Below are 12,126 nucleotides of genomic sequence, written 5' to 3'. Positions count from 1 at the left end.
GATCGCCCGCACATCGGTACCATTCGTCCCCGCGTCGACGAGCCCGGTTTCCCCGCCCTTGCGGGCAGCGCCCCGGAGAGGGAGCGTGGAAGAGGAAGCGCGGTCGCGACCACCCGGGTGAGCGGCCGAGAACGCGGTCCCACGGAGGCACCCGGTGCCCGAAGCCACGCGAACCGACCTGTACGAAGTGACCATGGCCATGGCCTATCTGGACCATGGGCTGACCGGTGAGGCCACCTTCAGTCTCTTCGTCCGCTCGCTGCCGCCCGAGCGCGGATTCCTCGTCGCCGCAGGGCTGGAGTCCGTTCTGGACATGCTGGAGCGATACCACGTGGACGCTCACGACGCCGCTGTCCTCGCCCACGCCCTCCACCGTCCCGCCGGCGACCTGGCGGCCCTGCGGGGAACCCGGTTCACCGGCTCGGTGCGGGCCATCCCCGAAGGCCGCATCGCGCTGGCGAACGAACCACTGCTGGAGGTCACCGCACCGCTGCCGCAGGCCCAACTCGTCGAGAGCATGGTGCTCAACCGGATGAGCCACCAGACCGCCGTCGCCTCCAAAGCGGCACGCTGCGTGATCGCCGCCGCCGGGCGACCGGTCGTGGACTTCTCCCTGCGCCGTACGCACGGCGCCGAGGCGGCGGACCAGGCGGCACGACTCGGTTCTCTGGTGGGCTTCGCCGCCACCAGCAACGTGGAGGCCGCGCACCGCTACGATCTGCCCGCCACCGGAACGATGGCGCACTCGTTCATCGAAGCCTTCGAGGACGAGCGCACGGCTTTCCGCGCCTTCGCCGCCTCCCACCCGGGCCCGCTGACACTCCTGGTGGACACCTACGACACCGGATCGGGCACCCGGCACGCCGCCGAGGTCCTCAAGGAGACCGGCCGGGCGGCCGGGGCCGCGATACGTCTGGACAGCGGCGATCTGGGCGACCTCGCCGTCCGGGCCCGCGGGATCCTGGACGGGGCCGGACTCCCTCAGGTGGCCATCGTGGCCAGCGGCGGGCTGGACGAGTACGCCATCGACACGCTGGTCTCGCGCGGTGCACCCATCGACACCTATGCGGTGGGCACCAAGGTCGGGGTTTCGGCCGACGCACCCTATCTGGACACCGCGTACAAGCTGGTCTCCTACCGGGGCCGGCCGACCATGAAACTGTCGACCGGCAAGACGACTCTCCCCGGGCCGCACCAGTCCTGGCGCCGCCCCGGGTACGCGGACCTCACCGGCACCCTCGGGGAATCCGCGCCGCCGGGCGGCGAACCGCTGCTGGAGACGGTGATGCGGGACGGCAGGCGCACCGGCCCGCGGCCGTCGCAGGCAGCCGCGCACCGGCGTTTCGCGCGGGATTTCGCGATGCTTCCGGCGGCGGCCCGGCGCGTCCGTTCTCCCGACGCCCCCGGAACGCGACTCTCACCGACCCTCGCCTCATTGATCGATCAGGTACGCGAACGGCTCGTTGCACAGGAGAGAGACGGACATCCGCCGGGTGAGCGGTGATCTCGGGCCGCGGTCGGGGCAAGGCGGTCGAAGAGCCGATGGCCGCGCCCGTCCCGGCACACCATTGCCGCGGTCAACGGCCGAGTGAGAAGTAGTTCTCCTCCTCCTGTGCGAAGTGCAGCCGCAGCACGGCGTGCAGGCCGTACAGGCAATCCCGCAGATCACTGATCTGTTCGGGCCGAAGCTCCGCGGCCTGCCCGGGGACGCCCCGGCCGGCCAGCTCGAGATGGGTGTGAATACGGTTGGCCAGCCGCTCGATCTCCGTGTGAGCTCGGCTCATGGTCGCTGTCGCCTCGGTGCCGCCCAGCCAGGCGGCGAGCGCGGGATACAGTTCCCGCTCCTCCGCCTGCTCATGGGGGAGCAGCCGCTCCGTCAGCAGCTGGTCGACGCGCCGGACCGCGGGCAGCGCGTGCGAGCCGTCCCGGTCGGAGAGTGCCTCCGCGGCCTCCCGCGTGGCGTCGACCACCTCCCGCAACTCCGTGTGCTCGGTTGCGAACCGGCGCAGCAGTTCACGGGTTCCCGGCTCGATCCGCGGTTCGGTTCCGCGCAGCGCACGCAGGGCGTTGGCGATCACCGCCATGTCGATGCCTTCCTGCAACAGCGCCCCGGCGGCCGGTGGGATCAATCCCACCGCCGCGAGAACCATGGCGGCGAGGGACAGGACCATGCCACCCAGAGCACTTTGCACCGCGATGCGGCGCGAGCGGATCGCGATGGTCACGGCATCGGCCAGCCGATCCACGCGATCCGTGGTCAGGACGACATCGGCCGCCTCGGAGGAAGCGCCGGACCCGGTGGCACCCATCGCCACCCCGATGTCCGCGGCGGCGAGTGCCGGAGCGTCGTTCACCCCGTCTCCCACCATCACCGTCACCGCGTGCGCGCACTCCCGCTGAACGGCCTCCACCTTGTGCGCCGGACTCTGCCCGGCTCGGACCGCGTCGAGCCCGAGCATCATCCCGACCTCACGGGCCGGCTCCGGCCGGTCGCCGGTGAGCATCAGCGTCCGGTCGATGCCGGCCGCTCGCAACCGGCGCACGGTCCGGGGGGCGTCGAAGCGCAAGGGGTCCCGCAGCAGCACCGCGCCCACCGGAGTCCCGTCCACACCGACCCACACCACGGCGGCCCCGTCCAGGACGGCCCGGTTCTCGGCGGAACGCGCCCACCCCGGCAGCGCGTCGTCGGTCTCTCGCCGTCCCACCGTGACGACGGCCCCGTCGACCACTCCCCGCACGCCCCTTCCCGGCTCCTCCCCGACGTCACTGGCCGGCCTCAACTCCAGCGACCTCAGGTGCGCTTCGTCGACCAGCGCCCGCGCCAGGACGTGCGAGGAGTACTGGTCCACCGATGCGGCGGCCCGCAGGACGCGTGCCGCGCTCCACCCCTGCGCCAGGGCCACCTCCGTGACCCGGGGCCGGCCGGCGGTCAGTGTGCCGGTCTTGTCCAGCACGACCGTGCGCGCGTGGCCCAGACGCTCCAGGGCTCCGCCGTCCCGTACCACCACTCCCAACCGGGCGGCCCGTGCCAGGCCCGAGACGATCGCCACCGGAGCCGCCAGCAGCAGCGGGCACGGCGTGGCCACCACCAGCACCGCCACCGCCCGCACCGGGTCCCCGCTCAACCACCAGGCCGATCCGGACACTGCCAGGGACAGCGGCACGAACCAGGCCGCGTACCGGTCCGCGAGCCTGACCACCGGCGCTCCGCCGGCCCCCGCCTGCCGGGCGAGGCGGACAATTTCGGCGTAGGCGCTGTCCGCCTCCGTCGCCGTCGCCCGCATCTCGAAGACATCGCCCCCGTTGACGGTGCCACTGCGGACCAGCTCACCCGCCGGATGCTCCCGGAGCAGGGATTCACCGGTCAGTACCGACTCGTCCAGTACGGCCGTCGTGTCCAGCACCCGGCCGTCCACCGGCACCACATCGCCCGGACCGACGACCAGTACGTCTCCGGGCTCCACCTGGGCGAGCGGGACGGTCAGTACACCTGTCGGCGTTCGTTTGCGAGCACTGCGCGGGGCATGCTCCAGCAAGGCCCGCAGGTCATGGGTCGCGCGCCGCTCCGCCGCGGACTCCAGCCAACGGCCGGTCGCCAGCATCAGCGCGATCAGCGTGCCCGCCAGGTACTCGCCCACTGCGAGTGTTCCGGCCAGTGCCAGCACCGCGATCAGGTCGACGCCGGTCCGGCCGCGCCGCAGCGCCCTTGCCACCCACACCACAGCGGGTACCAGGCCGGTCACCGTCCCGATGACCCAGATCACGTCGGCGGCCGTTCTGGCTCCGGCCCACCAGGCGAGGGCTCCCGCTGCCAGGCACAGGCCGGTCATCAGGGTCAGGGCCGGCTCGATCCGGTGTCTGTGCGCCCTCGACCCCGAGGGGCCGCTGGCGGACGGACTGTCCGGGCTGCCCACCGGCGGCGGCGGGGAAGGAACCATGGGCACTCCTCGCGCCAGGAGGGGCAGTCGGCGTTCCCGGACGCACCGGGCTTCGGCTTCCTCCCTCCCGGGCCGAGGAGGAAGGTATGAGGGGAGACCCCGGACGCCTTCCGGAGCCGCGAAGTGCCGACTGGTCCCGTCGTCACCGGCTCCGGCGATCGGTCCGGCGGCGCGGGCCGATACCCGAACCGGGCGACCTGCGGCGTGAGTGAGCTGCCGCCCACCGGAAGGGGGAGGTTCCGCACCTTTCACAGGGAGTGGCACACCGCCACCCGGCGCGGCGGCGTCAGTTCGGCGGGATCACCGCGACGGGGCATGCGGCGTGCTGGAGCAGGGCGTGCGAGGTCAGCCCGAGTTGCAGCCCCACGGGGGTGCGGCGCTCATGAGCACCGAGGACGAGAAGATCCGCGCTCTCCGCCGCGGTGAGCAGTTCAGAACGTGCGGGGCCGCGCAGCGGTCGCTCCTCGACCCGGACCTCGGGATGGAGCTCTCTTCCCCGTGCCAGTGAGCGGGTCAGCAAGGAGGCGACGGTCTCCTCGTCCTCCTGGCCCGTCCCCCCTTCGGCCGGCGCCAGCCACGCGTGGACCGCGCGCACCGCGCAGCGCCGGGCACCGGCCTCCTGGAAGGCGAACTCCACGGCGGCCGGATGCCCCTCGTCCTTCACCGCGGCCACCACCTGCTGGTAGTAGCCCTCGCGGGCGGGGGCGCTGCCTCGTACGACGACGACCGGGCAGGTCGCGCGGGCGGCGACACCCAAACCGACCGTGCCCAGCAGCATTCCGGCCAGCTGGCCCCGGCCTCTGGAGCCCACCACCACCACGAAGGCGCCGCGTGCCTCCGCGAGCAGCGCGGCGACGGGCGGATGGGTGACCACCTCTGTACTCACCTTGACCTCGGGCCGGCGCTTGGCGGCACGCTGCTGAGCGGCGGCGAGCACATTGCGGGCCATCATGCCCCCCTCGGGGCGCTGCAGGCCCACCGAAGGCGACATCACCTCGTACTGTTCCCAGAACGACGCGTACACCATGCGCAACTGCCGGTCATGACGTGCCGCCGCGTCCACAGCCCAGTCCGCCGCCTGCAGGCTGGACTCCGACCCGTCGATTCCCACCACGATGGGTTGGGCCATCGTCATCACCGCCGTTCATGCCGTCTCCGATGGGATTCCTGCCCAGCTCACCACCGGCGTGGGCAGTCGGCCAGACGACAGCGGCACTCGGGTTCTCGCCGCGCGGTCCGCTCACCCTGAGCGAGAAGATCACCTCAGCGAGTGAGAGCGGAAACGACATCGTGAGGCCCTTGCACCCGGGCCGAAGCGGCGACATGGTGGAAGGAGAGAGGTCCCGCTCGGGCATGTCGTCACAGGTCGAAGCGGTAAGGCCACGAAGCGGGCGCGGGGGTCGGGCGCGAGTCATCGCGTCACAACGGGACGGGAGGCACCAGCCCGTCCGCGAGGAGTTGTTGATCATGAAGGCCCATCCCGGCGATCATCTGATCGTGGAAAGCCAGACCGTTGACGGGCCACGACGTGACGGAGAGATCATCGCCGTGCACCGCGCGGACGGCGAACCGCCCTATGACGTGCGCTGGTCCGACAGCGGGCGGGTGGCACTCGTCTTCCCGGGCCCTGACGCGCACATCGGTCATCCCCCGCACCACAGCACCTGACGGCCAGGCCCCGGCGGGGGGCCGCGGAGGTTCTCACCCTGCGGTGCGCCGCAGGCGGGGGAGGCGGCGGTGAACGGTTCGGCCGAGGGCCCCGAGCACCGTCACTCCGACGGCCGAGGTGCGCTGGTGACAGCGGCCCTTCGGAGTGACCTTGGAAGCATGGAGCACCTCCCCCCGGTTCCGGCCGCCGGCCCTCGCCCGCTCCGGCACCCGCGCTGTCCACCGTGCTCACGCGCGCCATGACTGTGGGCCCGGACAGGCGGGTTCTGTACCGCCGCCCCCTCCGGGGAGCACCGATCGCCCCCGCCCAGGGGCGTGCTCCCGGTCTCTGTATGTGATGCGTGACGCGGCTGCCCGGCTGGGAGCGCGAACCGTTGTATGACCTTGCGACGAAGGAGACAGCCATGGCAGCGGGACCAGGAAGCAGCGGGGATCTGGGACGACGGGCCGCGGTTCGCAGAGCGGAGCTGGGTCTGAGCCGCGCCGAGGTGGCCGAGCGGGCCGGCTTCGCGGAGGAATATCTGGCCCATGTGGAGGACAGCCCCGATGTGATACCCGGTACGGCATCCCTGTTGCGGCTGGCCGGAGCGTTGCGGACGTCGGTGGCGGAACTGCTGGGTGGGACGGCCGACCTGCCTCCGGGCCTGGGCCAGGCCGGACACCATCCGGAGCTGGTGGAACTGAGCGAGCAGGAGTGCCGCGAGCGGCTGTCAGGGCACGGGGTGGGGCGCGTGGCGCTCTACACGGAGCACGGACCGGCCGTGGTTCCCGTCAACTACACCGCCGTGGACGGGTCGGTGGTGTACCGCACCGCGCATGGCAGCACCCCTGGCCAGGCCGTGGGCCAAGAGGTGGCTTTCGAGGTGGACCGGATCGATGAGGCGATGAGTGAGGGGTGGAGCGTCCTGCTGGTGGGGCACGCCATCCAGGCCGGAGCGACCGCGGAGGGCAGCCGGGACCTGGAGGAGGAGGCGGGCTCCGCTCCCTGGGCCGGCGGGGAGCGCGAGGTGTGGGTCCGGATCGAGCCGGAGAGGATCACCGGCCGCCGTATCCAGGTCCGGTGACGCCCTATCAGTTCTGTGAAGGGGTGTTCTCCGATGCCTCCGCCGCGGCGATGTTGTCCTTCACCCGCAGGAAGCTGTCCGGAGTGACGGACACGGAGTCGATACCGGCACGCACCAGCAGACCGGCGAATCCCGGATCGTCGCTGGGACGCTGTCCGCACAGTCCGACGTGACGGCGTTCGGCGTGCGCGGCGGCGATCAGTTCCTCGATGCTGTGGATGACGGCGGGGTCGCGCTCGTCGAAGAGTTCCGCCAGTTCGGTGGAGTCGCGGTCCACGCCCAGGGTGAGCTGGGTCAGGTCGTTGCTGCCGATGGAGAACCCGTCGAACCGTTCCGCGAAGGACCTGGCGAGGATGATGTTGGACGGGATCTCGGCCATCATGTAGACCTCCAGTCCGTTGCGGCCCCGGATGAGGTCGTGGCCGGCCATCGTCCGCAGCACGAGGTCGGCCTCGGCGAGGGTGCGGCAGAACGGGATCATGACGACCGTGTTGGTCAGGCCCATCTCGTCACGCACCCGGCGAAGGGCGCGGCATTCGAGGCCGAATCCGGTGCGGTACCCCTCGTGGTAGTAGCGGCTGGCCCCGCGCCAGCCGAGCATGGGGTTCCCCTCGGTGGGCTCGAAGGCGAGGCCGCCGACGAGGCGTGCGTACTCGTTGGTCTTGAAGTCGCTCGTGCGCACGATGACGGGGCGCGGCCACCAGGCGGCGGCGATGCGTCCGATGCCCTGGGCGAGGCGGTCCACGAAGTAGGCGGTCTTGTCCTCGTACCCGGCGGTCAGCGTGTCGATCTGGTGCTGGGTGACGGGGTCGGTGAGATCGTCGTAATGGACCAGGGCCATGGGGTGGACGCCGATGTGGTTGGCGACCAGGAATTCGATGCGGGCGAGCCCGACGCCGTCCGCCGGCAGACGCCACCAGCGGTAGGCCGCGGCCGGGTTGGCGATGTTGAGCATCACCCGGGTCCTGGTCTCCGGCACGCGCGTGAGATCGATGTCCCGTTCCTCGTACTCCAGCAGCCCGTCATAGACATGGCCCGTCTCGCCCTCGGCGCAGGAGACGGTGACGGGCAGACCGTCCCCCAGGGTCGCCGTGGCGTCTCCGGTGCCCACGACCGCGGGTACGCCCAGCTCCCGGCTCACGATGGCGGCGTGTGACGTGCGGCCCCCGTGATTGGTGACGATGGCGGCGGCGCGCTGCATGACCGGTTCCCAGTCGGGGTCGGTGGTGTCGGCCACCAGCACGGCCCCGTCCTCGAACCGCTCGGCCTCGGAGATGTCGTGCAGCGTCCGGGTCGGGCCGGCCGCGATGGCGTCGCCGATGGCCAGGCCGCTCAGCAGAGCCTCCCCGGGCTCGGTGAGCCGGTAGGAACGCAAGGTGGCAGCCCCTTTGCGGGCCTGGACCGTCTCCGGGCGCGCCTGCACGATGTGGAGTTCCCCGGTGTCCCCGTCCTTGGCCCACTCGATGTCCATGGGCCGGCCGTAGTGATCCTCGACAGCGGTCGCCCAGCGGGCCAGGAGGAGGATCTCCTGGTCGCTCAGGACCCACCCCCGGCGCTCGGCTTCGGTGGTCTCCACGGTCCGGGTGGGTGGTTGTGCCGCATCACTGTAGACGATCTTGGTTTGTTTCCCGCCGGCCTTCCTGGAGAGCACGGGAGTGAGGTCGCTCTTGTCGAGGAAGGGCTTGAACACTTGGTATTCGTCCGGGTCCACGGCACCGGACACCACGGACTCGCCCAGGCCGTACGCGGCGTTCACCAGCACCACGCGCGGGAAGCCGCTGTCGGTGTCCAGGGTGAACATCACTCCGGCGCAGGCCCGGTCCGAGCGCACCATCTGCTGCACTCCCACGGAGAGGGCCACCTTCAGGTGGTCGAAGCCGTGGTGTTCCCGGTAGCTGATCGCACGGTCGGTGAACAGAGAGGCGTAGCAGCGCCGGCAGGCGTCCGTCACGCCGTCCGCCCCGGTGATGCCGAGGAAGGTCTCCTGCTGGCCGGCGAAGCTGGCCTCGGGGAGGTCCTCGGCCGTGGCGCTGCTGCGGACCGCCACGTCCGCGTTCTCGCGCCGCAGGCGGTGGCACAGCGTGTGGTAGGCGTCTCGCAGGGCCCTGTCGAGGGCGGGCGGCAGGGGAGTGGCGAGGATCATGTCGCGGATGGCCGCCCCGACATCGGCGAGCTCGGCCCCGCCGCGCAGCAGGTCGAGTTGCCCGGCCACCCGCTCGCGCAGGCCGTCGGTGCCGAGGAACTCCCGGTAGGCGTCCGCCGTGGTGGCGAATCCGTCGGGCACCTTGATGCCGTGGGGGGCGAGGTGCGTGATCAGCTCCCCGAGCGAGGCGTTCTTTCCACCGACGACGGGAATGTCGTGCACCGAGATGTCGCCGAACCACCGCACTCGGTCACCTGCGGCTCCTGCACCGGGGAGATCGGCCATGACTGCTCGCCCCTTCCGCGTGTCGGGGATCGGATCACACGCCGAAGCGGGTAGCCCCGGGACGGGTGGGTAAACCCGGTGGTCGAAGCGGCCCGGCGACGGAAGCGTGACCGGCGCGCTCCGCCGCCTTCAGGGCAGGCTCCGTGGGAACGGGTCGCGGGGGCGGGCGGGGCCCACCTGGATACGGGCGTCGAGAACGAGGGGCCCCTGGGGCCGCACGATCAGCGGGTCGAGATCGATGCCCGTGATCTGGGGCAGGTCGGTGACCAGGGCGGACAGCCGCAGCAGGAGATCCTCCAGCATCACCGGGTCCGCGCGGGCCGACCGTGGGCGCACGGCGAGCAGGGGGACGACGCCCGGTTCGGTGAGCAGATCATGGATGTCGCTGTCCGTGAGCGGGGCCAGACGCGCCGCGTGGCCGGCGGGGTCCCCGCTCGGGGAGCCGCCCCGCCCGAACAGCACCACGGGGCCGAAGACCGGATCCTGCGTCACCCCGGCGAACAGTTCCGGGGCGCGGGGCACCATGGGCTGCACCACGACACCCTCCATCCGGTCACCGAGCCGTTCGGACAGCTGCCGGTGGGCGGAGCGCACCCCGTGCTCCGGATCCAGGTCGAGCAGCACCGGTGCGTGGTCGCCCGCGCGCGGCAGCCCGGGCCCGTACGCCTTGAGCGCCACCCGTCCGCCTTCGCCGGCGAACTGCTGTGCCGCACGTGCCGCCGCCCCCACATCCGTCGCCCAGGCCCAGGGGATCCGCCTGATGCCGTACGCGTCCAGCAGGCGGGCACATCGGGGCGGATCGAGCGAGCCTCCCTCCGGATGAGCCGCCAGGTAGGAATCGATGACCCGTGCGGCGTCCTCGGCGTCGATACCTGACAACCCGGGTACGACGCCGGCCGGCCGGGTGCGCCACCGGTGATGGGCGACAGCGTGGGCCAGCGCGCGGGCAGCGGGAATGGGATCGGCGTACGCGGGAACGGTCGCGCCGTGCCCGGCGGGACGCAGTGTGACGTGCTCGGCCTGATCGAGGAGCACGGAGACCACCGGCCGCGGCGGGCTGCCCCGCTCCGCGCGGGCGACGGCCGCGAAGAGGTCCTCGCCCGTGGCCCGTTCGATGGCGGTGGGTACGAGGCTGACCAGGACGGAGTCGACGCTGTCGTGGCCGGCGACGGCGCCCAGGGCCCGCAAGAGAGCCTCCTCGGTGATGCCGGGGGTCAGATCGACGGGGTTGGTGAGGACGGCATCGGCCGGGAGGATCTCGCGCAGCGCCGCGATCAGGTCGGGTGGGAAAGCGGCCACGGTCAGCCCGGCCTCGGCACAGGCGTCCGCAGCGAGCACACCGGCCCCGGCGGCGTTGGAGAGCACGGCGACCGAGGGCCCCTCGGGGGCGGGCTGGCTGTGCAGCAGCGCGGCGGTCTCCAGGAGCTCGGCGATGCTCCGGGTGGCGATGACCCCGGCCTGGGCGAACAGCGCCTTCCTGGTGACGGTGGAGGTGGCCGCCGCGGCGGTGTGCGACGCGGCGGCGCGCCGGCCGGCGTCCGAACGTCCGGCGTCCACCGTGAGGACGGGGATGCGGCGGGTGACCCGGCGGGCGGTCCGGGAGAACGCCCGGGGGTTGCCGAAGGACTCCAGGTGGAGCAGGGCGAGTTCGGTGCGGCCGTCCTCCTCCCACCACTCCAGCAGATCGTTGCTGCTCACGTCGTACTTGTCGCCGAGGGAGGCGAAGGTGGACACGCCGATGCCCAGCCGTGACAGGCCATCCAGCAGGGCGATGCCGACGCCGCCGGACTGTACGGCCACGCCCGCGGTGCCCGCAAGAACGGTGTGAGCGGCGAAGGTGGCGTGCAGCCGGACGTCCTCCTCGGTATTGGCGACCCCCAGACAGTTGGGGCCCACCAGCCGCATGCCGTGCGTGCGGCAGGTCTCCAGCAGGGAACGGCCCTGGGCGGCGGTGAGGCCCGAGGTGATCACGAGCAGGGCTCGCACCCCGGACCGTCCGCACGCCTCGGCCGCCTCGGGCACCGCCGCCGCGGGAACGGCGAGTACGGCGAGGTCCGGTGTCCGGGGAAGTTCCGCGACGGTGGGGGCGGCGGGAACGTGCTCCAGAAAGCGGGCATGCGGGTTGACTGCGTAGACCAGCCCCGTGAAGTGGGCGTTCAGCACGTTGTGCAGGACGGCCCGCCCCACCGATGAGGCGCGGCGGCCCGCGCCGACGACGGCGACGCACTCGGGGCGCAGCAGCGGCACGAGACTGACGAGCGTGGCGGCCCTGGCCCGTTCGTCCACGGCGCTCAGATAGCGCTCGTCAGGTTCGCCGAGCCGCACGGTGCAGCGCACCTGGGTGCCGTCGAAGTGCCGGGACACCGGCAGACCGAGGTCGGCGAAGACCCGGAGGACGGGATGGTTGTCGGCCAGCGCCTCGGCGGTCAGCCGGTCGATGCCGTCCTGTTGTGCCGAGGCGACAAGGTGCTCGATCATCAGCGTGCCGATGCCGCGGTGATGCCAGCCGTCGGCCACGGCGAGCCCGATCTCGGCTGTCGTGTCATCCGGGGCGACGCGCTCGTAATCGGCGGCCCCGACGATGTCGACACCGAATCCCACCACGACACCGTGATAGCCGGGCCGCGGCGGCGCCGCCATCCGATCGGCCGCCTGCTCACCCGAACGGCGTCCGGGCGCGAAGAACCGGCGTCGCAGATTCTCCGGTGACATCCCCGCGTACATCACGGCGATCGCCTCCCGATCCCCGGGCCGGGGAGGGCGCAGCCATACCGTGGTGCCGTCCGTCAACAGCGCATGCGTCAGCTCGCCGGCCCTGGCGTGCGACATAGGTGATCACCGTCCCGGAGGAAGGCGGAAAGGGACCCTCTCAGAATGGGCCCTGCCCGGGCACGCCGCTTGATGATGTGGGCCGGGCGGGCGCGCGCCCGGTCGCGGCGGGGGAGTGTCGTTCGGCTGAGGCGGTGGGGCCGAATGGAGTGCGCCGGGCGCGTCAGCCACGCTCGCGGCGGCCGCGCGGCAGAACACT

At 72.0% G+C, this 12,126-nt stretch carries 6 protein-coding genes and 1 pseudogene; 3 read left to right on the top strand and 4 right to left on the bottom strand.

Features of this window, described 5'->3' with window-relative positions; all coding sequences use genetic code 11:
* The first annotated feature begins 154 nt into the window (after positions 1–154).
* Entirely contained in the window at positions 155–1,504 is a 1,350-nt protein-coding gene (locus tag H7827_RS00185; RefSeq protein WP_386532954.1) for a nicotinate phosphoribosyltransferase, read from the top strand.
* A 73-nt stretch (positions 1,505–1,577) separates the two neighbouring features.
* On the opposite strand, the gene H7827_RS00180 is transcribed toward H7827_RS00185, so the two are convergent.
* Positions 1,578–3,830, bottom strand: a complete 2,253-nt coding sequence (locus H7827_RS00180; protein ID WP_432747910.1) for a heavy metal translocating P-type ATPase — start codon at positions 3,828–3,830, stop codon at positions 1,578–1,580.
* A 394-nt stretch (positions 3,831–4,224) separates the two neighbouring features.
* On the bottom strand, positions 4,225–5,067 hold the full coding sequence (locus H7827_RS00175) for a universal stress protein (protein WP_432741562.1): 843 nt from the start codon (positions 5,065–5,067) through the stop codon (positions 4,225–4,227).
* A gap of 338 nt (positions 5,068–5,405) precedes the next feature.
* Between H7827_RS00175 and H7827_RS00170 the strand changes: the two are divergent.
* Positions 5,406–5,585, top strand: a pseudogene (locus tag H7827_RS00170) (DUF1918 domain-containing protein); the annotation flags it as partial.
* Positions 5,586–6,010: 425 nt separating this feature from the next.
* On the top strand, positions 6,011–6,670 hold the full coding sequence (locus tag H7827_RS00165; protein WP_432741560.1) for a helix-turn-helix domain-containing protein: 660 nt from the start codon (positions 6,011–6,013) through the stop codon (positions 6,668–6,670).
* A gap of 7 nt (positions 6,671–6,677) precedes the next feature.
* On the opposite strand, the gene ppsA is transcribed toward H7827_RS00165, so the two are convergent.
* Positions 6,678–9,059, bottom strand: a complete 2,382-nt coding sequence (ppsA, locus tag H7827_RS00160) for a phosphoenolpyruvate synthase (RefSeq protein ID WP_432741559.1) — start codon at positions 9,057–9,059, stop codon at positions 6,678–6,680.
* Positions 9,060–9,227: 168 nt separating this feature from the next.
* Positions 9,228–11,927, bottom strand: coding sequence for a GNAT family N-acetyltransferase (locus H7827_RS00155; protein WP_432741557.1), 2,700 nt, complete (start codon positions 11,925–11,927; stop codon positions 9,228–9,230).
* Positions 11,928–12,126: the final 199 nt, after the last annotated feature.

Origin of the sequence: Streptomyces sp. JH002 (assembly GCF_050916115.1) — a bacterium.
Classification (GTDB): Bacteria; Actinomycetota; Actinomycetes; order Streptomycetales; family Streptomycetaceae; genus Streptomyces; species Streptomyces xiamenensis.
Note: the sequence above shows the minus strand (reverse complement) of the source record. Positions and strands in the feature narration are given on the sequence as shown.